The organism is Vibrio sp. OY15, assembly GCF_000742455.1.
GTDB lineage: Bacteria > Pseudomonadota > Gammaproteobacteria > Enterobacterales > Vibrionaceae > Vibrio > Vibrio alginolyticus.
The window spans coordinates 144,535-166,479 of the sequence record NZ_JPIL01000013.1 but is presented as its reverse complement, the minus strand read 5'-3'; the positions used below and the strand labels follow the sequence as shown (position 1 = coordinate 166,479).

The window sequence follows — 21,945 nt, the reverse complement described above, 5'->3', positions numbered from 1 at the left end:
TGTTTGTTACCTTTCTGCGCCGAGCGCTTCATGTATCACTCAATTAGTTGAAGCGCGTTTTTGCCTTGTGCCCTCAACACGGTGTATCTTTATTAAGTGAGCAAAGTGATACGACATGACATTCCAGTTACTTTGGCTCACTTATTGCTATTTCAATTCACGGTAACCACTAGGTTGGTGTAATGCTTTAGGTTTTGGCATGCTAATTGCTTTTTGGTTATCAATCACGGTCAGTTCTTAATTGTAGAGGCAAACATGGCTATATCTTTTGACAATGCACTAGGCATCCACCAGCACACGGTGGGCGTACGTGAGCGCAATGCAGAGGTGATTTCCACCAACATCGCACAAGCAAACACGCCTGGTTACAAAGCAAGAGGTTTAGACTTTGCGAAGGAATTGCAAGCGGCAACATCTGGGGCAAGCATTGGTCTTAGTCGCACAGATGGTCGGCATATTCCTGCCACTACAACGTTGGTTGGGGACAAGTTATATCGTCTTCCTACGCAACCAGATACGGGAGATGGCAACACGGTAGACTTGGATTTAGAGCGTAACTTGTTTATGCAAAACCAAATCAGACACCAAGCATCACTCGACTTTCTAGGCAGCAAATTCAAGAACTTAACCAAAGCAATCAAAGGGGAATAATTTAGATGAGCTTATTTAACGTTTTCAATGTGACAGGTTCTGCAATGAGCGCTGAATCCGTTCGTCTGAATACTACCTCAAGCAACTTGGCGAACGCCGACAGTGTCAGCAGCTCTGCGAAAGACACTTACAAAGCGCGTCATGCCGTGTTTGGTGCAGAGTTAAGTAACGCCATGCGTGGCGGTGATACGGTGCCAGTGAAAGTGATGGGTATTGTAGAAAGTGATAAACCGCTGAGTGCGGAGTACAACCCAGACCATCCCCTTGCAAACGAAGAAGGCTACATTTACAAGCCTAACGTCAATGTAATGGAAGAAATGGCAAACATGATCTCAGCTTCTCGTGCATACCAAACTAATGTACAGGTCGCTGATTCTAGTAAACAAATGCTGCTGCGTACGCTGCAGATGGGTCAATAAGGATAAGGGGGTAGCGTATGGCCGGAATTAACAACGTTGGTCAAAGCGGCTTGTCCTATATCGACCAGCTTAAAAGTCTACAAGAGAGTAACAAGAAAGCGGAAGAGAGCACGGGTAAGCAGGACCTAAAACAGGAAGACTTCTTATCATTGCTCACGAAGCAACTGTCTCAGCAAGACCCTTTTAAGCCGGTAAGTAATGACCAGATGATTGCGCAAATGGCTTCATTTGCGACCGTTGATGGCATTGGCAAGATGAACACTCAGTTTGAGAGTTTGAATTCGTCAATGACATCAAATCAAGCGTTACAAGCTTCCTCTTTGGTAGGGCGTGACGTATTGGTCCCAGGAGCAGCAGGTGTGAAGCAGGACGACGCACCAATGGCGGCAATGGTTAAGCTTTCACAATCTATCGATAATCTGTTTGTTCGTGTAGAGGATGAAGCTGGCCAACTGGTTCGTACCTTTGAGGTAGGGGCGAAACCAGCCGGCGACACGCGTGTGCTTTGGGACGGTAAAGATGAAAGCGGAAATCCACTGCCAGCTGGCAAATACAAAGTGAAAGCGTCTGGCTTAGTTGAGGGGGAGTCGCAAGAGTTCCCAGTATCGACGTATGCCAACGTAAACAGCGTATTGCTTGGCAAAGGTGACGGAAACGTATTACTCAATCTGGCTGGTTTTGAATCGCCAGTTCGACTTGCAGAAGTATTGGAAGTCGGCAAAGCGTAGTCATAGCTCGCTAGATTAGGAGATTTTGGAATGTCATATGTATCTTTAAGCGGTTTGTCCGCCGCCCAACTGGATTTGAACACCACCAGTAACAACATTGCGAACGCCAACACTTACGGCTTTAAAGAGTCCCGTGCTGAGTTTGCTGATGTCTACTCTAACTCTTTATTTACTAACGCAAAAACCACACCGGGTGGTGGTGCACAAGCAAGCCAAGTGGCACAGCAGTTCCATGAAGGCTCTAGCATTTACACCAACAACCCAATGGATTTGCGTGTTTCGGGGACAGGTTTTTTCGCTGTAGCGAAAGAGCGTCTAACTCCACAACAGAATGAACTGACACGTAATGGTGCATTTCACTTAAATAAAGAAAACTACATGGTGACCGCGAACGACGAGTTCTTATTAGGTTACCAAGTGGACCCAAGCTCTGGTGAGGTTTCTTCATACGAGCCACAACCCATCAATATTCCTGCTGAATTTGGTAAGCCAAAACAAACAGCAAACATTGAAGTGGGTGTGAACTTGCCAGCGAACGGCGATTTGAAAGATCCAACGCAGTTTGATTTTTCAGACCCAGATACATACAACCGTTCAACCTCTTCGACAATTTATGACTCGATGGGTCAGTCTTACAAGCTAACGACGTATTACTTGAAAGATCAGACTCAGCCAAATACATGGAACACTTACTACACCGTGACAGATAAAGAAGGTGAAAAGCCTTTAAATGTTGCGGCTGGTGATGCGCAAACGCCAACAGGTCATGTGGGGCATACCATGAAGTTCAACAACGATGGTACGTTGGCGAGCTTGAACAATGGTCAGCCAATCACTTCTGTGGCTCTGGGCGATCCGGCGACGAACACGACACCAGTCGATATGAATGGTGCCGATCCTGCGCAGACGCTTAACTTCGGCTTAGGCTCAGCAACACAGTTTGCGGCTCCGTTCGAACTGACTAAGTTTGACGAAGACGGTGCAACGACGGGCTTCCTAACCAAAGTTGACTTCGATGAAAACGGCAGCGTATTGGGAACTTACTCAAACGGTGAAAACGTTACATTGGGTCGTGTTGCTCTCGTACGTGTTCCAAACGAGCAAGGTCTGGATAAGAAAGGCGGCACTCAATGGGATTCAACGCAGTTCTCTGGTGACAAGATCTGGGGTGAATCAAATAAAGGCTCTTTCGGCACCATCAATAACGGTATGCTGGAACAGTCAAACATTGATATGACGCAGGAGTTGGTGGACCTGATCTCTGCTCAGCGTAACTTCCAAGCAAACTCACGTTCGCTCGAAGTACACAACCAACTACAACAGAATATCTTACAGATCCGCTAGAGCACTAGCTGGGTCATTCGATACTCTGCTTGAGTAAGCAATGGCGTGTGATTGCTTCTTAGTAATTACCGCTTTGTTCACTTTCATCATGACATTCATCTGATGCTTAGCCTGAATACACCTCACTCAGGCTAAGCATGCTTTGATCTACGATTTGCCGCTGTTGCCGCCGTATGGATCAAAACCTTGCCTCTCGTTACAGTTTTCTGCCCCTATTGACCTCTTTTAATTGTTGATTGTTAATTCAAAGTATTGATTGATAAGCCTATTTTTGTTTTGGCATAACTATTGCTTTACTCCGTGTACAGAGAGATTTTTTGGAGTAATTTATGGATCGCGCACTGTTTCTCGCAATGAGTGGCGCCAAGCAAAATATGCAGGCACTACAATTGCGCGCTAATAACTTGGCTAACGTAAGCACGACCGGATTTCGGGCTGATTTAGCACAGGCTCGCTCAATGCAGGCTTATGGTGAAGGCCATCCTTCACGTGTGTTCAGCATGACAGAGCGTCCAGGGCATAACTTTGCTCAAGGTAGCGTGATTACAACAGGGCGTGATCTGGATGTGACGATTGAAGGCAGCGGTTGGATATCGGTACTCGATCACACAGGGAAAGAAGGGTTGACCCGTAACGGCAACCTAAAAGTCGATCAAAATGGCATGCTTACCAACGCAAGTGGTCATTTGGTGCTGGGTGAAAACGACGCGCCGATTACTTTGCCTATTCCTCTCTCCAAAATTGAAATCGGTCGGGATGGCACCATCTCTGTACTTCCTCAAGGTGCCCCGGCAGAAGAATTCCAAGCGGTTGATCGCATTAAGCTTGTTAAGCCTAATGATCAAAGCTTGTTTAAAGACACCAATGGCTTATTTCGCCATAAAACTCCAAACCAACCTTACGAAGCAGACGCGACTGTTAGCCTCCAGACGGGAGCGATAGAAGGCAGTAACGTGAATGCCGTAGGTGAAATGACCGCATTGATTGACTTACAACGTCAGTTTGAAATGCAAGTCAAGATGATGAGCACAGCTGAAGAAATGGATAAATCTTCAGATTCACTGCTTCGTATGAGTTAACAGAGTTAGAGGTTCACTATGCATCCAGCACTATGGGTAAGTAAAACAGGTCTAGACGCCCAACAAACCAACATTGCCACGATTTCGAACAACTTGGCGAACGCCTCTACTGTCGGCTACAAAAAGAGCCGTGCAGTATTCGAAGATCTGTTCTATCAGAACATCAACCAGCCTGGCGGCCAGTCATCTCAGAACACGGAACTGCCAAGTGGCTTGATGCTAGGTGCGGGTTCTAAAGTGGTTGCGACGCAAAAAGTGCACACGCACGGCAATGCACAGACAACGACCAACGCACTGGACATGATGGTGGAAGGCGACGGTTTTTTCCAAGTGACATTGCCGGACGGCAACATCGGTTATACCCGTAACGGTCAGTTCACGCTAAATGGTGAAGGCACGTTAGTCACGTCGGGTTCTGGCTACCCTGTAGAGCCTGAAATTGTGATTCCAGAAGATGCGATCTCTATTACTGTTGGTACGGATGGTGAAGTGTCGGTTCGCGTCCGAGGTCAGCAAGACAACCAAGTCGTTGGTCAGCTAACCATTACAGATTTTGTTAACCCGGGTGGCCTAGAGCCAATTGGTCAGAACCTTTACTTACCAACGGGTGCCAGTGGCGATCCACAAGAGGGTGTTCCTGGTTTGGACGGTTTGGGGGAAATTCGTCAATCCATGCTGGAAGCGTCCAACGTGAATGTAACGGAAGAGTTGGTCAACATGATCGAAGCCCAGCGCGTTTACGAAATGAACTCAAAAGTGATCTCGTCAGTCGATAAAATGATGAGCTTCGTTAACCAGCAATTGTAACGATTAAGAGCAAGATTTGAGGAGCTCACGATGAAACGTATTTGCCTACTCGCTTTGATTGCTACGATGTCGGGCTGTGCCATGTTGGAACCGATTGAAACGGATGAAGTGACACAAGCAACCACTGTGGTCGACGCAGTAGAAGGCGATAAATCGAAAGAAGAGAGCAGCGGTATCGTGGATACACTGCGTGGCAGAAGCGATCCGGTTGCGGGTGATCCTGCATGGGCTCCTATTCATCCGAAAAAGAAACCTGAGCATTATGCTGCTGCAACAGGTTCACTGTTTAGCGCCGAGCACATTACCGATCTATACGACGATTCCAAGCCACGTGGTATTGGCGACATTATTACCGTGACACTGGATGAGACTACCAGCGCCACGAAAAGCGCCAATGCCGATTTATCGAAAACCAATGAAGCGCAAATGGACCCGCTTCAAGTGGGTGGCGAAGAGCTGCAAATTGGTGGCAAATACAATTTCTCTTATGACTTAAATAACTCAAACTCATTTGCGGGTGACTCTTCTGCTAAGCAGAGTAACAGCATCAGTGGTTACATTACTGTTGAGGTGATTGAAGTTTTGGCAAATGGCAACCTCGTTATCCGTGGAGAAAAATGGATGACGCTTAATACGGGTGATGAGTACATACGTTTAAGCGGCACTATTCGTCCTGATGACATTAGTTTCGACAATACTATTGCATCAAACCGCGTTTCTAACGCAAGAATTCAGTATTCTGGCACCGGTGTACAACAAGATATGCAAGAGCCGGGCTTCTTGGCACGATTCTTTAATGTAGCGCTATAACACGCCGTGCTGACGGCAATTTGACTGCAAGAGATAAGTAAGCATGAAAAAACTCCTTTTAATACTGATGAGCGTTGCTCTGTTTTCTACCGCTGCCCAAGCTGCACGTATCAAAGACGTCGCGCAAGTGGCAGGTGTACGAAGCAACCAACTCGTGGGTTATGGTTTGGTTTCAGGCTTACCTGGCACAGGCGAAGCGAACCCGTTTACGGAGCAAAGTTTCGCCGCCATGCTGCAAAACTTCGGCATTCAGATGCCGCCGGGCACAAAGCCGAAAATAAAAAACGTTGCCGCAGTCATGGTAACGGCAGAGTTGCCGCCATTCTCTAAACCAGGTCAGCAAGTAGACGTGACTGTCTCTTCCATCGGAAGTGCTAAAAGTTTGCGTGGTGGTACGCTACTGCAAACGTTCCTCAAAGGTCTCGACGGTCAAGTTTACGCGGTTGCTCAAGGTAACTTAGTAGTGAGCGGCTTCAGTGCTGAAGGCGCTGACGGTTCTAAAATCGTAGGTAACAATCCAACCGTTGGTCTTATCTCTAGTGGTGCGACAGTAGAGCGAGAAATTCCAAACCCATTTGGTCGTGGTGATTACATCACGTTCAACTTGCTTGAGTCAGACTTCACAACGGCTCAACGTATGGCGGATGCTGTAAACAACTTCCTTGGCCCACAAATGGCGAGCGCTGTTGACGCGACATCAGTGCGCGTGCGTGCTCCTCGTGACGTCAGCCAGCGTGTTGCGTTCTTATCGGCAATCGAAAACCTAGAGTTCGACCCAGCAGATGGTGCAGCCAAAATCATCGTTAACTCACGAACGGGCACCATCGTAGTTGGTAAGCATGTGCGTCTTAAACCTGCAGCAGTAACGCATGGCGGCATGACGGTTGCGATCAAAGAAAACCTGAATGTTAGCCAACCTAACGGCTTTTCTGGTGGGCAAACCGTTGTCGTACCAGACTCGGATATCGAAGTCAGCGAAGAGCAAGGCAAAATGTTTAAGTTCGAACCAGGCTTAACGTTGGATGATTTGGTCCGTGCCGTGAACCAAGTCGGGGCTGCGCCTTCGGACTTGATGGCAATTTTACAAGCATTGAAGCAAGCTGGTGCCATTGAAGGCCAGTTGATCATCATTTAATGGTTAGGAGGTAGGTATAATGAACAATCCTAACGACATTGGTTTTATCCATGACATCAGTTCTCTGGATACTCTGCGTCAAAAAGCAGTGAAAGAGGGAAAAGATGGCGAGCAAGAAGCATTGCATGCGGCTGCTCGTCAGTTCGAATCGATCTTCACCTCCATGATGTTGAAATCCATGCGTGAAGCCAATGAGGGCTTTGAGTCCAACATGATGAACAGCCAAAACGAGAAGTTCTACCGACAAATGTTGGATGAACAGATGGCGAGTGAATTGAGTTCGTCTGGTTCAATGGGACTGGCCGATATGATTGTTAAGCAATTAACGGCTGGGCAAGGGAACGACAAAAAAGAAACGGCTATGCGTGATGCGGCAAACAATGCTGCGGAATATCGTCGTGTTGACCCGAAAAAAGCGCGCGAGATTGAACAGCGCTTGATTGAATCTGGTCAATTATCTCGACCAAGCAATGAACCCACTCGATTCGATTCACCAGAATCCTTTGTTAACTCGATGAAGCCATACGCGGAGAAAGCTGCGAAAGCCCTAGGTGTCGAGCCATCTTTGCTACTTGCGCAAGCCGCTTTGGAAACGGGGTGGGGACAAAAGGTCGTGAAGAACGCGCGTGGCAGCAGCAACAACTTATTTAACATCAAAGCAGATCGAAGCTGGCAGGGTGACAAAGTGACGACTCAAACTCTAGAGTTCCACGATAACACGCCAGTGAAAGAGACGGCAGCGTTTCGCTCCTACTCAAGTTACGAAGACAGCTTTAATGACTTTGTACGATTTTTGAATGACAACCCACGTTACGAGACAGCATTGCAGCAACGCGGGAACTCAGAGTCGTTTATTCGCGGTATCCACAGTGCGGGTTACGCGACCGATCCGAACTACGCAGATAAAGTCCTGCAGGTGAAGGATAAAATCGAAAGTATGTAATGTCTCTGCGCCAATTTATGACGTTCTCGAAGGCTTGCCATAGTGCAAGCCTTCACTTTATCTGAATATCTACGCCTTTCTATCACTTGGCACATCTTTTGCTTTTAATGTGTCTAGGTGATCGGTTTTGCCGATTTATATTTCGTTTTTGGGGGCATGTATGGCGTCAGATCTTCTGAATGTAGGTACTCAAAGTGTGCTTACTGCTCAGAGACAATTAAACACCACTGGTCATAACATTTCTAATGTTAATACAGAGGGTTATAGCCGTCAGTCTGTTATCCAAGGCACGAATGATCCGCGCATGTTCGGTGGTTCTACCTACGGCATGGGTGTGCATGTGGAAAATGTTCGCCGCTCGTGGGATCAGTTTGCCGTGAATGAACTGAACCTGTCGTCGACCAACAATGCCAACAAAACGGATACCCAAGATAATCTTGATATGCTTTCTAGCATGTTGAGCTCTGTGGCATCGAAGAAAATTCCCGAGAACCTGAATGAGTGGTTCGATGCGGTAAAAACCATGGCAGATACCCCGAACGATTTAGGGGCACGAAAAGTGGTATTGGAAAAGGCAAAAATCTTCTCTGATACATTAAATGATTTCCACGAAACCGTGCGACTGCAATCTGATGTCACCAATAAAAAATTGGATATGGGCATTGAGCGCGTTAATCAACTTGCGTTGGAAATTCGCGATATTCATCGACTGATGATGCGTACTCCCGGTCCACATAATGACCTGATGGATCAGCATGAAAAGCTGGTTACTGAGCTGTCAGAATACACCAAAGTTACCGTAACCCCACGCAAAAATGCGGAAGGGTTTAATGTTCATATCGGCAATGGACACACTCTTGTTTCTGGCACGGAAGCAAGCCAGCTCAAAATGATCGATGGCTATCCGGATGTTCATCAAAGACGATTAGCAATGGTGGAAGGGAATGGCATTAAAGCGATCAAGTCTGATGATATGGATGGCAAAATCGGCGCTTTACTTGAAATGCGCGACAAACACATCCCACAACTGCAAGATGAAATGGGCCGTTTAGCGACGGGTTTCTCCTACAAAATTAATCAGCTGCAATCTCAAGGTCTGGATCTCAACGGCAAGATAGGTAAAGACGTATTTACCGACGTGAACTCTGAGCTGGTGGCAAAATCTCGAGTTTTTGCTGCACCTGACTCACAAGCTGATGTTGCGGTTTACATCGAGGATATTTCCGCGATCAAAGGTGGTGAATATTCGCTGCGTTATGATGGCGACCAATACAGCGTGACAACACCGAAAGGTGAGCAAATGTCGTTGAACATCGACCGTTCGGATTCGTCGTTTGTTCTGGATGGTATGAAAGTGCAAATTGGTGAAGGCCTTGCCGCCGGTGAGCGCGTATTGCTACGCCCAACGAGAAGTGGTGCAGCCATCATAAAGATGGAAACCAATGACGCAAAAGCTATTGCCGCACAAAGTTATGAAGCCTCAACCACTTTTGCCCAAGGTAACGCCAAGTTTAAAATTCGTGAGGCGGGGGATGTTAAAGAGTTTGAGGTTACCGTACAACCAGCCGACGAGAAGCATGATAAGCCGTGGTTAAAGATCACGGATAACAAGGGTAATTTACTATCGGACAAATACTCATACCCGTTAGATAAAGATAACCCGAAGATTGAAATATCAGTGCCGAAAAGTCATCCGCTGCATAAAAACGGCGATGCAACCGTGTTTGAGTTGAGCGAAGGCGCACTGATGAATGATAAATTCACCGCAAACTTGGTGCCTTCTGAAGGTGGTAACGGCAACTTGAGAAAAATGCAGAAGATCCAAACAGACAAGATGATGGATGGAAAATCCAGTACCTTGATCGATGTTTATCATAACCTCAATACCGAAGTTGGACTGAAGTCTTCTACAGCAAACCGTTTAGCCTCCGTCGCTCGTTTAGAGCATGAAGCGGCGCAAGAGCGCGTTGCTTCTATTTCTGGTGTTAACCTCGATGAAGAAGCGGCCAACATGATGAAGTTTCAACAAGCGTACATGGCTTCATCACGTGTGATGCAAGCGGCGAATGATACCTTCAATACCATTTTACAACTGAGGTAAGGAGAAGAGATAAGTGCTAACCCGAATTTCTAGTTTCCATAACTATCAGTCCGTACAAAATGATCTGCGTCGTCAAGAGAATAAGGTTCACCACAACCAAGAGCAACTTGCTTCAGGGAAAAAGTTACTGAAACCTAGTGACGACCCCCTCGCTGCGCATTACATCCAAAACATTAGTCAGCAACAAGAGCAGCTACAACAATATCTTAGCTCTATAGTGTTGGTGCGTAATCGTCTAGAAAACCACGAAGTTAATATCGCCAATGCGGAGAATTTTGCCGACGAGTCGAAGCGCTTAACGATGGAGATGATTAACGGTGCCTTTTCTGCTGAAGACCGACAAGCAAAGAAGCGTGAGTTAGAAGAGATTGCGAACAATTTCCTTAACTTAGTGAACTCGCAAGATGAATCTGGTAACTACGTGTTTGCGGGTACTAAGCCAAAAAGCCAACCATTCTATCGCGATAAAGACGGTAGTGTTCAATACGCTGGGGACGATTATCAGCGCAAAATGAAAGTCTCCAGCATGCTTGAGATGCCAATGAACGATCCTGGCAGCAAGCTGTTTATGGAGATACCAAACCCATTTGGCGATTATCAGCCGAATTACGATCTACAAAACGGCTCTGAGCTGTTGCTAAACAAAGCTACTAACGTTGACGCTAAGGATGATGCGGCGTATCGCGTGACATTTGTCGATATGAATAACGGCAAATTTGGTTACCAATTAGAGCGTAACGGCAAAGTAGTGGATGCCGATGAGTTTTCTCCAGAGAAAGGGATTGAATACAAAGGCCTGAAAGTGCACGTAAAAGGCCAAATTACGCCTGGTGACAGCATTGAGATCGAAAAGCGGGCAGAGTTCAGCATTTTCGATACCTTCAAGGATGCAATGGCATGGTCAGACAAATCGGTTTCGGATACGTCGGCGACTGCTAAATTGCACCAAATGACAGAAGAATTCCACGCTGCTTTTATCCACTTGAATAAAGCGCGTACAGATGCCGGTGCTCGATTGAGTACGCTGGATATCCAAGAGCAAAATCATGAAGACTTTAATTTGTCTCTGGCAAAAGCGAAGAGCAACTTTGAGGACTTGGATTACTCTAAAGCCGTGATCGAGTTCAGTGAAAACTCGCGAGCGTTACAGGCATCGCAACAAGCATTCGGTAAGACCAAAGATCTAACGTTGTTTAACTACATCTAGTATGACACTCATACACATTGTCTGATTTTGATGCCTTATGTGCAAAGCCTTAAGCGCGATAAGTCGGCGTAACCTGAGAGTCTGAGATGTCATGCGGCACGATTTTACCCAAAGCGGCAATGATGCGGGAGGCAAGTCGGGCGGCAACAGGGCAGCGTTCAATACCCTTGGGCTAAGATGAGTCTGACAAACCTGAAATAGCTTAATGATAAAGCTAACTTATTGTTTATCTGATTCTTTTAAAATTAGTTAAATAATTTACGCAAATTGGCACACAAATTGTATTGAAAATATCAGAACAGATTTAGAGATTCTAAACCCTGCGTTTAAGGCAGATTTAGCAAGTAACTTTTACGGTCAGTGCTTATCCAAATGAGAGTAAAGCTGGCCGCTTCGCAAAAGCTTGCGAACTCAACAGGAGAGCAAAATGGCTGTAACAGTTAGTACTAACGTCTCCGCGATGACCGCGCAGCGTTACCTAAACAAAGCGACTGATGAATTAAACACGTCGATGGAGCGCTTATCTTCAGGACATAAGATTAACAGTGCAAAAGATGATGCGGCAGGTCTACAGATCTCTAACCGCTTAACTGCACAGTCTCGTGGCCTAGATGTCGCAATGCGTAACGCGAACGATGGTATCTCGATTGCACAAACCGCTGAAGGTGCGATGAATGAGGCAACCTCTGTCATGCAACGAATGCGTGACCTTGCGATTCAATCATCGAACGGTACTAACTCTCCGGCTGAGCGTCAGGCGATCAACGAAGAGTCAATGGCATTGATTGACGAGCTAAACCGTATTGCAGAAACCACTTCATTTGGTGGTCGTCGTCTATTGAACGGCTCATTCGGTGAAGCAGCATTCCAGATTGGTGCGAGCTCAGGTGAAGCCATGATCATGGGACTTACCAGCATTCGTGCGGACGATACGCGCATGGGCGGTGTGACCTTCTTATCTGAGAACGGTAAAGATAAAAACTGGAGCGTTGACCCAGCTAAATCTGACTTGAAGATTACGCTACCAGGTATGGGTGAAGACGAAGACGGCAATGTTGATGATCTAGAAATCAACATTAATGCCAAAGCGGGCGACGACATCGAAGAGCTTGCCACTTACATTAATGGTCAGTCTGATATGATTAATGCGTCTGTAAGTGAAGATGGCAAGTTGCAAGTTTTTGTCGCGCATCCAAACGTTCAGGGTGAGATTTCTATTTCTGGTGGATTAGCATCTGAGCTTGGCCTGAGTGACGAACCTATCAGAACGTCAGTACAAGATATTGATATGACCACGGTACAAGGTTCTCAAAACGCGATTTCTGTGCTGGATTCGGCACTGAAATACGTAGACTCGCAACGTGCAGACTTAGGTGCGAAGCAAAACCGTTTGAGTCACAGCATCAACAACTTGGCGAATATCCAAGAAAACGTTGACGCATCGAACAGCCGAATTAAAGATACAGATTTTGCGAAAGAAACCACGCAAATGACCAAAGCACAAATTTTGCAACAAGCAGGTACATCGATTCTTGCTCAAGCGAAACAGTTGCCAAACTCTGCAATGTCACTATTGCAGTAGTTTACTTAGCCTGTACTCAATACATTCAGACGTGGATGGGAATGCAGGCTTTTGGCAAGCAACTTTACAATAGAATGAGCGGCTCTCTCATCTCTCACCTGCCAATCATTTTCAATGTAAAGTTGCACTCGGTATGCCGGAAATGTGTTCATTTCTCTTGATCTCCACATAGGCTCTGGCGACCAACCTAGCCCCAGTTCTCTCAAAGGAAAAGGGGCTTTTTCTTTTCTAATTCTTACGTCTATCGTCTGCGAACTTATCTTCAATTGTTTCCTTTTGCTGGTTTTCTATACAATCTGGCCCTCTCGGCTCGATTTGTGGAAACTTGAGCACTTTTTCTTACTTTTCTTCAATTTTATTAGCTAAATCTCGCAATGTTATTTTTTTAAACTTTTTTCTAAAGCTTCTGAATTTGGTGTCGTTAATAGAGGTAACTTTGAGAGAACTACTTGGTTTTCCGAGACGTCGGAAACCGCTACACCGGAAAATCAATTGGAGAAATCACCATGGCAGTGAATGTAAACACTAACGTATCAGCGATGACCGCTCAGCGTTACCTAAACAACGCAAACTCAGCTCAACAAACTTCTATGGAGCGTTTGTCTTCAGGTTTCAAAATCAACAGCGCAAAAGATGACGCTGCGGGTCTACAAATCTCGAACCGTTTGAACGTACAAAGCCGTGGTTTGGATGTAGCGGTTCGCAACGCGAACGACGGTATCTCGATTGCACAAACTGCTGAAGGTGCAATGAATGAGACCACTAACATTCTTCAACGTATGCGTGATTTGTCTCTACAATCAGCAAACGGTTCAAACTCGAAAGCAGAACGTGTGGCGATTCAAGAAGAAGTGACCGCGCTAAACGACGAACTAAACCGTATCGCAGAAACCACTTCTTTCGGTGGTAACAAGCTGCTAAACGGTACCCACGGTGCGAAATCGTTCCAAATCGGTGCAGATAACGGTGAAGCAGTGATGCTTGAGCTAAAAGACATGCGTTCAGACAACAAAATGATGGGCGGTGTGAGCTACCAAGCTGAAAGTGGTAAAGGTAAAGACTGGAACGTTGCTGAAGGTAAGAACGACCTAAAAATCAACCTAACGGACAGCTACGGCCAAGAGCAAGAAATCAACATCAGCGCAAAAGCGGGTGACGATATCGAAGAGCTTGCGACTTACATTAACGGTCAAACTGACCTAGTGAAAGCGTCAGTAGACCAAGACGGTAAACTGCAAATCTTCGCTGGCAACAACAAAGTTGAGGGCGAGGTCGAGTTTTCAGGTGGTCTATCTGGTGAACTAGGTTTGGGCGAAGGCAAAAAGGTAACGGTAGATACTATCGACGTAACCTCAGTTGGTGGCGCACAAGAATCTGTTGCTATCATCGATGCGGCACTGAAATACGTAGACAGCCACCGCGCAGAGCTGGGTGCATTCCAGAACCGTTTCAACCACGCAATCAGCAACTTGGACAACATTAACGAGAACGTGAATGCGTCGAAGAGCCGTATCAAAGATACTGACTTCGCGAAAGAAACAACGGCAATGACCAAATCACAAATTCTATCGCAAGCGTCAAGCTCAATCCTTGCGCAAGCGAAACAAGCGCCTAACTCAGCGCTAAGTCTGCTAGGTTAATCTATTTAACAAAGCAAGAAACCAAAGCCAGGCTCATCCCTGGCTTTTTGCTTATTGGCTATAACGATTCAGATGTGTCCTGACATTATGTTCGATAAGGCATTCATATCGATTAGATGATCTCTTTAAATTCCAATGTTTCTGCGATGGTGGCGCAGAGACACCTGAGTCAAGCAGCTGCGCAAAATGTTGAGTCACAACGCAACCTAACTTCGGGGTTTCGAATCAACTCGGCGAGCGATGATGCGGCAGGTTTACAGATATCGAATACTCTCCATGTACAAACGAGAGGGCTTGATGTCGCCTTAAGAAATGCACACGACGCTTTTTCTGTTGCTCAAACAGCGGAGGGAGCATTGCACGAAAGCAGTGACATATTGCAACGCTTACGCTCTCTGGGGCTTCAAGCAGCAAACGGCAGTTATGACTCAAGTGATCGGCAAAGTATTCAATATGAGGTCGTAGCGCTGCAAGATGAGCTTGATCGTGTCGCGATCACGACAACATTTGCGGATAAAAACCTGTTTGATGGATCTTACGGTTCACAAAGTTTCCATATTGGCGCGAACGCTAATTCAATCTCTTTGACGTTACGTAACATGCGTAGCCATATCCCAGAGATGGGAGGGCAGCATTATGTTGGTGATGCGATCGATAAAGATTGGCGAGTCACTAAAGATAACCAAACCCTAAAAGTCGAATACCAAGACAGTAAAGGGCAAACCCAAACGGAATCCATTGGACTCAAATTGGGTGACCGTATAGAACAGGTCGCCACTTACATCAATGCTCAACAATCGATAGTGAATGCTTCAGTAACGGAAAACAACGAACTGCAATTCTTCGCTTCTACGATGAAGGCGCCAGAGGGTGTGGTTCTCGATGGGAGTTTAGCGGATGAGCTTGATGTGAGCGCTGGTCAATTAGTCACAATGGATGACATTGATATGTCGACGGCAGGTAAGGCTCAGCTTTCAGTTGGGGTGATTGATGCAGCAATTAAGTACGTTGATTCGCACCGAAGTGAAATTGGCAGCTTTCAGAACCGTGTAAACGGCTCGATGGATAACTTAAATACTGTGAATCGGAGTGTTACAGAATCCAAGAGTCGAATAAGAGATACAGACTTCGCAAGAGAATCTACGGAAATGGTGCGTTCTCAAGTGCTCCAAGATGCGACAACAGCGTTATTGGCTCAGGCAAAGCAAAGGCCGAGTTCGGCACTTGGATTACTTAGCTGAGCGGATTTCATTGATGTAAGTCGATTAGAAACAAAATTTCAGGTAATAAAAAACGCTGCCAATGGCAGCGTTTTTTCGTGTTCGATTAAGTAAAAATTACTTAGTTACACGTAGAACTGGAGTTTCACCAACAGTTACAGAACCAGAAAGCTTGTTTAGCTCTTTGATTTCGTCCATGTTAGAGATAACAACTGGAGTTAGCGTTGACTTCGCTTTCTCTTCTAGAAGAGCTAGATCGAATTCAATTACAGTGTCGCCAGCTTTAACAGTTTGACCTTCTTCAGCGATACGCGTGAAGCCTTCGCCTTTTAGTTCAACTGTGTCGATACCGAAGTGAACGAAAAGCTCAACACCGTCGTCAGACTCGATAGAGAACGCGTGATTAGTTTCGAAGATCTTACCGATAGTACCGTTTACAGGAGCTACCATTTTGTTGCCTGCTGGCTTGATAGCAATACCGTCACCAACGATTTTCTCAGCGAAAACAACATCTGGCACGTCTTCGATGTTTACAATCTCACCAGAAAGTGGCGCGATGATTTCGATAGCACCAGCGTCAGCGCTGTCATCAGATACAAGCTTCTTAAGTTTGTCAAACAGACCCATTGTGTCATGCTCCTAAGGTTTGGTTTTATTCTGTCGAATTATAGTATACCAATATAGCTCATTAGACGACTTTTTTCGCCGTCTAATGGCCATTAAGTATTGAATTACTTGGTACTACCGATTACTGAGCTTTCTCAGCAATAAACTTTTCTACCACGGCTTCGATTTCTTCTGCTGTCGGTAGAGAAAGGGCTTCTTCAGCCATTGCTTTCACTTCTGCGAAGTTAGAGTTACGAACTACTTTCTTCACTTTAGGGATTGAAATGCCGCTCATTGAGAACTCGTCCAGACCCATACCTAGAAGTAGAAGTGTTGCACGCTCGTCACCTGCAAGTTCACCACACATACCAGTCCATTTACCTTCTGCGTGAGAAGCGTCGATAACTTGCTTGATCACTGTAAGTACAGCTGGTGATAGTGGGTTGTATAGGTGAGAAATCATCTCGTTACCACGGTCAACCGCTAGCGTGTACTGAGTTAGGTCGTTTGTACCGATAGAGAAGAAAGACACTTCCTTCGCTAAGTGGTGTGCGATCGCAGCAGCAGCAGGAGTTTCAACCATAACACCGATTTCGATGTTTTCGTCGAACGCGTGGCCTTCAGCGCGTAGCTCTTCTTTGTACTCTTCGATCGCTTTCTTAAGCTCACGGATTTCTTCGACAGAGATGATCATTGGGAACATGATACGCAGTTTGCCGTGTGCAGAAGCACGTAGAATGCCACGTAGCTGATCACGAAGGATTTCACGACGATCTAGACTGATACGTACAGCGCGCCAGCCTAGGAATGGGTTCATCTCTTTTGGAAGATCCATGTATGGGAGATCTTTATCGCCGCCGATATCCATAGTACGGATGATCACCGCTTGACCGTCCATTGCTTCCGCAACTTCTTTGTACGCTTGGTACTGTTCTTCTTCAGTTGGCAGCGCAGTACGATCCATAAATAGGAATTCAGTACGGTACAGACCAACACCTTCACCGCCGTTACGAAGGATACCGTCACAGTCTTTCACTGTACCGATGTTACCGCAAACTTCTACACGGTGACCGTCAGTCGTTTCTGCGTGTAGGTCTTTCAGTTTCGCTAGCTCTTCTTTTTCAGCTAGGAATGCTGCTTTAACCGCTTTCGCTTCTTCTAGCTCAGCTTCTGATGGGTTAACAACAATCTTGTTGTTCATTGCGTCAAGAATCAGCATGTCGCCATTCTTAACTTTCTTCGTGATGTCGTTAGTACCAACGATAGCTGGAAGCTCAAGTGAGCGAGCCATGATTGAAGTGTGAGATGTACGACCGCCGATGTCACAAGCAAAACCAAGCACGTAGTCTAGGTTAATTTGTGCAGTTTCAGATGGCGTTAGGTCGTAAGCAACAAGAATTACTTCTTCGTTGATATCGCTAAGCGAAACAATGTTGATGCCTAGTGCGTTCTTAACAAAACGAGAACCGATATCGCGGATGTCAGTTGCACGCTCTTTTAAGTATTCGTCGTCTAGAGACTCAAGAGCACATGCTTGCTCTTCGATCACTGAGTGGATAGCGTGATCAGCAGTCATCTTGTCGTTTTTGATAAGTGCTAGGATTTCCTCTTCTAGCTCTTCGTCTTCAAGAAGCATGATGTGACCTTCAAAGATCGCTTCTTTTTCTTCGCCAAACGTTTCAAGCGCTTTTTGCTTGATAGTTTCTAGCTGAGCTGCAGATTTGTTACGAGCGTCAAAGAAACGCTGAACTTCAGCTTCTACTTGATCGTCAGAAATAGTGTTTGTGTTTAGGACAATTTCATCTTCTTGAAGTAGTAGTGCTTTACCGATTGCAATACCAGGAGATGCTAGGATGCCTGAAATCATAGCCTTACCTTAAGTTTGGTCAACTTTATAAAACGGGAGAATAATGGGTGCGCTAACGAATAGTTTTAGCTTAGTTTTGAGCCTATTTCCAACGAAGCCATTTTGCTTTCACAAAATGGCTTCTGGAGTAGGAGACCGGATTAGTGTAGTTGGTCCATTAGAGCAACTAGGTGGTCAACTGCTTGCTGAGCTTGTGGGCCTTCAGCAGAAATAGTAACTTGAGTACCTTTTACTAGGCCTAGTGTTTGTAGTTTGAACAGGCTCTTAGCGCTAGCGCTTTTACCGTTAGAAGTCACAGTGATGTCTGCGTCGAATGCTTTTGCTTCTTTAACAAACTGTGCAGCTGGACGAGTGTGAAGGCCGTTTTCTGCTGTGATTTCTACTTGCTTCTCGTACATGTGATATACCCCAATAAATGTATTTTTTTGTTAGTTTGTGACCAGATTTTAGCTTAACTGCTTTACATCTTGTGCGCTAGCACGGGAAGAGTTCAAAGCGCGTCAGTTCTGATACTAGTCAAAAGTTTGGTAACTACGCAACTGTTTGCGTGCGTAATCACTTTGAAACCTTTTTGTGTTCTGCTTCTTTATTTTGAAGCTAGAAATAAAACACCCTGATATTACCAAAGGTAGGGCAGGGATCAACAAAAAAGCCCCTAAACGGGGCTTTTTTAAACTAAAAATTGATTTGAACACATATTATTGTTGGTTCTCTTTTTCGGTAAAGATACCTGCAAAGAGTGCTGTACTTAGGTAACGCTCACCGGAACTTGGCAAGACAGTTACAATTGTTTTTCCTTCAAATTCAGGTAGTTCCGCAAGTCGGTTCGCTGCAACAACCGCTGCGCCAGATGAGATACCAGCTAGGATACCTTCCTCTTCCATTAGGCGACGAGCCATCTCAATCGCTTCTTCTGAGGTAACTTGCTCAACACGGTCAATAATGTCTAAATCGAGGTTACCAGGGATGAAACCAGCACCGATACCTTGAATTTTGTGTGGGGCAGGTTGGATTTCTTCGCCAGCAAGTGCTTGTGCAATAACCGGAGACTCTGCTGGCTCAACTGCAACAGAAGTGATGGCTTTGCCTTTTTCACCTTTGATGTAACGGCTTGTACCTGTGATAGTACCGCCCGTACCAACACCAGCAACGAATACGTCGATTTCACCGTCTGTCGCTTCCCAAATCTCAGGGCCCGTAGTCTTTTCGTGGATTTCTGGGTTCGCTGGGTTGTCAAATTGTTGAAGAAGTAGGTACTTCTCAGGGTTGCTTGCTACGATTTCTTCTGCTTTAGCAATCGCCCCTTTCATGCCTTTCGCCGCTTCAGTCAGCTCAAGGTTCGCGCCTAGTGCTTTTAGTAGCTTACGGCGTTCTAGGCTCATTGATTCAGGCATGGTCAATGTTAGCTTGTAACCGCGAGCAGCCGCTACGAATGCTAGAGCAACACCTGTGTTGCCACTGGTAGGTTCTACAAGCTCTACACCTGGCTTAAGAAGGCCCGCTTTCTCTGCTTCCCAAATCATGTTTGCACCGATACGGCACTTAACACTGAAGCTAGGGTTACGCGCTTCAATTTTCGCGAGAACTTTGCCTTTACTTACTTTGTTTAGACGAACGAGAGGTGTATTACCAATAGTAAGAGAGTTATCTTCGTAGATTTTGCTCATAGTGATGTTCCTTCATTACACGTTGTGTGAATATGGATAGAAGAATATGCGGTATGAAAAAAAGGGAAAAGGATTAAAAAGTTATATCTTATTAGGTTGGCCCAGAACTTGATAAAAGAAAAGGGAAAAGCTGGCGCTGATCCCTTTCCTTAATCTCTAATCGACTATCGTTGGTGCTTAAACTCCGCGACCCACATAGCGGTTGCACCACATATTGCTACAGGCATGACAATGAGGTTCAAAATTGGGATCGTCGTAAATACAGACACCAATACCCCAAAGCCATAGGCCTTACCTTGCTTTTGTTTCAATTTGTAACGCATGTCGTTAAATGGGATTTTGTGGTTATCAAACGGGTAGTCACAATATTGAATCGCGAGCATCCAGGCGGTAAAGATAAACCATAAAAATGGGCCTACTGTTTGTCCAAGGGCAGGGATGAGCAATAACAGGAATAGGCCTATTGCTTTAGGTAAAATGTAAAGGAGCTTTCTCCACTCACGAGCTAAAACGCGAGGAACATCTTTCAGGACGGCAGTGAAACCATCATCATTTACTTTTTGTCCCGTTAAGTACTCTTCCACTTTTTCAGCCAAGAGGCCATTGAATGGCGCGGCGATAAAGTTCGCGAGCGTGCTGAAAAAATAGGAGAAGGTAGCGAGTATCGTCAGAGCGAGTAAAGGCCAAAGAATGTAAGTTAACCAGGATAAAAACTCAGGCAGCTGCCCAATCCAGCCTTCTATCCATATATTAAGGTTTGAAAATAGATAGAAGATGGCACCACCTACAAGCAAGATATTTGCAAGTAGAGGTAAGATGACAAAGCGCCTGATTTTAGGGGCAAGTGCCAATTGTATCCCGTATAGAAAATAACCGAACCCGGTTCTCTGCTGATTGTTTTGCTTCATGTCTATTTTGGCTTCGTGTAAATGAAAACTCATTGTACCTGTGAGGACTTTTCTTTCAATGCCCTGACAAATGACGTCTTGTTAAGTGGAATCGTGGCAAGAATCACAACAAAAAACGGAACTTCTTGCATTAAGTTGTTCTAAATCTACATATAGTTTTGGTAAAGTAAACGTATCATTCAGATTTATTGCACTTGGGTTGCTGCTCAAGGAACTGCGAGTAGTAAAAACAAGTATATTGAGAGTAAATAATGCAGGAATTGCGATTCGTACTCATTGTTGTTGGCGCATTAGCCATCGCGGCATTACTGTTTCATGGTTTATGGAGCAGTAAAAAAGAAGGCAAAGCAAAGTTTGGTAACAAGCCACTTGGTAAGCTGGATGTTAACCAAGAAGACAAAAATGATCTTGTTGAGAAAGAACGAGACTTCGCTCCCGCTCCTGAAGATGACTTTGAGATCATTCGCAAAGATCGCAAAGAACCAGATTTTGGGATGGCGAGCTCTTTCGACAACAAGTTTGAATCTGACCCGTTATTCGGTGGTCCATCTGAAGTCAAACAGACGCAGCAGGAGCCGGATGACATCCCTTCATTTGTTGCAGAAAAAGATAAAGAAGAGGACGTTGAGCCTGTTGTTCAAGCAACAGTAGCTGAAGAGCCATTCCAGCCCGCTGTGGAAGAAGACGCTATTCCCGCCGCGTTTGATATTACGGAGAAAGAACAGCAAGTCGAAACGGTTAGTGAGCCTGTCGTTGCAGAGCCTAAGGAAGAGCCAAAGCCAGAACCTGAAATGCAAGTGATTGTATTGAATGTGCACTGTGCTGGTGAAGAGCCATTTGTTGGTACTGCTTTATTTGAAAGTATGCAACAAAACGGTCTAATTTATGGCGAGATGGATATTTTCCACCGTCATGTCGACTTGTCCGGTAACGGCAAAGTGCTGTTTAGCGTCGCTAATATGATGCACCCTGGTACGTTTGAGCATGCTGATCCTGCTGAGTTTACAACGAAGGGTATTTCATTCTTCATGACATTGCCTTGTTATGGCGAGGCTGAACAGAACTTCAACTTAATGCTCCGAACTGCGCAGCAAATTGCTGATGATTTAGGTGGTAACGTACTTGATGACCAGCGCAACTTAATGACGCCAGATCGTTTAGCATCTTATCGACGTCAAATAGTTGAGTTTAATGCCGCTAACGCATAATCTTAACAGCAAATAATAATAGG

20 protein-coding genes are annotated in these 21,945 nt (G+C 45.5%); 15 read left to right on the top strand and 5 right to left on the bottom strand.

Translation table 11 applies throughout. The features are described 5' to 3' along the window. The first annotated feature begins 255 nt into the window (after positions 1–255). The 14 genes from flgB (at position 256) to IJ23_RS17380 (ending at position 15,687) form a co-directional block, all read left to right on the top strand. Entirely contained in the window at positions 256–651 is a 396-nt protein-coding gene (gene flgB / locus IJ23_RS17450; protein WP_005382026.1) for a flagellar basal body rod protein FlgB, read from the top strand. Between the two features lie 5 nt (positions 652–656). After that, complete coding sequence (flgC, locus tag IJ23_RS17445) at positions 657–1,070, top strand: flagellar basal body rod protein FlgC (RefSeq protein WP_005393132.1); 414 nt, start codon at positions 657–659, stop codon at positions 1,068–1,070. 17 nt (positions 1,071–1,087) lie between these two features. Then, a complete protein-coding gene (gene flgD / locus IJ23_RS17440; protein WP_005382029.1) occupies positions 1,088–1,798 on the top strand; it encodes a flagellar hook assembly protein FlgD in 711 nt (236 codons plus the stop codon). 30 nt (positions 1,799–1,828) lie between these two features. Then, complete coding sequence (gene flgE / locus IJ23_RS17435; protein ID WP_005382030.1) at positions 1,829–3,142, top strand: flagellar hook protein FlgE; 1,314 nt, start codon at positions 1,829–1,831, stop codon at positions 3,140–3,142. 329 nt (positions 3,143–3,471) lie between these two features. Next, entirely contained in the window at positions 3,472–4,221 is a 750-nt protein-coding gene (gene flgF, locus IJ23_RS17430) for a flagellar basal-body rod protein FlgF (RefSeq protein WP_005382031.1), read from the top strand. A gap of 18 nt (positions 4,222–4,239) precedes the next feature. Further along, entirely contained in the window at positions 4,240–5,028 is a 789-nt protein-coding gene (gene flgG, locus IJ23_RS17425) for a flagellar basal-body rod protein FlgG (RefSeq protein ID WP_005382032.1), read from the top strand. Between the two features lie 30 nt (positions 5,029–5,058). Continuing rightward, positions 5,059–5,838 (top strand): flagellar basal body L-ring protein FlgH, encoded by a 780-nt coding sequence (flgH, locus tag IJ23_RS17420; RefSeq protein WP_006743029.1) that lies wholly within the window; start codon positions 5,059–5,061, stop codon positions 5,836–5,838. Positions 5,839–5,881: 43 nt separating this feature from the next. Further along, positions 5,882–6,973, top strand: coding sequence for a flagellar basal body P-ring protein FlgI (locus IJ23_RS17415; protein WP_006743028.1), 1,092 nt, complete (start codon positions 5,882–5,884; stop codon positions 6,971–6,973). 16 nt (positions 6,974–6,989) lie between these two features. Further along, positions 6,990–7,916 (top strand): flagellar assembly peptidoglycan hydrolase FlgJ, encoded by a 927-nt coding sequence (gene flgJ, locus IJ23_RS17410; RefSeq protein WP_031779079.1) that lies wholly within the window; start codon positions 6,990–6,992, stop codon positions 7,914–7,916. Positions 7,917–8,076: 160 nt separating this feature from the next. Further along, on the top strand, positions 8,077–10,017 hold the full coding sequence (gene flgK, locus IJ23_RS17405) for a flagellar hook-associated protein FlgK (RefSeq protein ID WP_033906929.1): 1,941 nt from the start codon (positions 8,077–8,079) through the stop codon (positions 10,015–10,017). Positions 10,018–10,030: 13 nt separating this feature from the next. Beyond that, positions 10,031–11,224: a flagellar hook-associated protein FlgL gene (gene flgL / locus IJ23_RS17400; RefSeq protein WP_005382037.1), complete on the top strand. Its 1,194-nt coding sequence runs from the start codon at positions 10,031–10,033 to the stop codon at positions 11,222–11,224. A 427-nt stretch (positions 11,225–11,651) separates the two neighbouring features. Then, positions 11,652–12,806, top strand: a complete 1,155-nt coding sequence (locus IJ23_RS17395) for a flagellin (RefSeq protein ID WP_005382038.1) — start codon at positions 11,652–11,654, stop codon at positions 12,804–12,806. 506 nt (positions 12,807–13,312) lie between these two features. Continuing rightward, positions 13,313–14,446 (top strand): flagellin, encoded by a 1,134-nt coding sequence (locus IJ23_RS17385; protein WP_005380447.1) that lies wholly within the window; start codon positions 13,313–13,315, stop codon positions 14,444–14,446. A gap of 116 nt (positions 14,447–14,562) precedes the next feature. Next, on the top strand, positions 14,563–15,687 hold the full coding sequence (locus IJ23_RS17380; RefSeq protein WP_033906927.1) for a flagellin: 1,125 nt from the start codon (positions 14,563–14,565) through the stop codon (positions 15,685–15,687). A 96-nt stretch (positions 15,688–15,783) separates the two neighbouring features. Here the strand turns inward: IJ23_RS17380 and crr are convergent, their stop codons facing one another. The 5 genes from crr to cysZ all read right to left on the bottom strand — a co-directional run bounded on the left by crr (position 15,784) and on the right by cysZ (position 20,714). Continuing rightward, a complete protein-coding gene (crr, locus tag IJ23_RS17375) occupies positions 15,784–16,293 on the bottom strand; it encodes a PTS glucose transporter subunit IIA (RefSeq protein ID WP_005382041.1) in 510 nt (169 codons plus the stop codon). 121 nt (positions 16,294–16,414) lie between these two features. Next, positions 16,415–18,139, bottom strand: coding sequence for a phosphoenolpyruvate-protein phosphotransferase PtsI (gene ptsI, locus IJ23_RS17370; RefSeq protein WP_033906926.1), 1,725 nt, complete (start codon positions 18,137–18,139; stop codon positions 16,415–16,417). Between the two features lie 140 nt (positions 18,140–18,279). Next, positions 18,280–18,537, bottom strand: coding sequence for an HPr family phosphocarrier protein (locus IJ23_RS17365; RefSeq protein ID WP_005382043.1), 258 nt, complete (start codon positions 18,535–18,537; stop codon positions 18,280–18,282). 300 nt (positions 18,538–18,837) lie between these two features. Next, positions 18,838–19,806 (bottom strand): cysteine synthase A, encoded by a 969-nt coding sequence (gene cysK / locus IJ23_RS17360; protein WP_005382045.1) that lies wholly within the window; start codon positions 19,804–19,806, stop codon positions 18,838–18,840. A 164-nt stretch (positions 19,807–19,970) separates the two neighbouring features. Next, positions 19,971–20,714 carry a sulfate transporter CysZ gene (gene cysZ, locus IJ23_RS17355; protein ID WP_025998633.1) on the bottom strand — a complete coding sequence of 248 codons (744 nt, stop codon included), beginning with the start codon at positions 20,712–20,714 and terminating at the stop codon, positions 19,971–19,973. A 251-nt stretch (positions 20,715–20,965) separates the two neighbouring features. Here cysZ and zipA point away from each other — a divergent pair, with 251 nt between their 5' ends. Continuing rightward, on the top strand, positions 20,966–21,922 hold the full coding sequence (gene zipA, locus IJ23_RS17350; protein ID WP_005382051.1) for a cell division protein ZipA: 957 nt from the start codon (positions 20,966–20,968) through the stop codon (positions 21,920–21,922). Positions 21,923–21,945 lie beyond the last annotated feature (23 nt).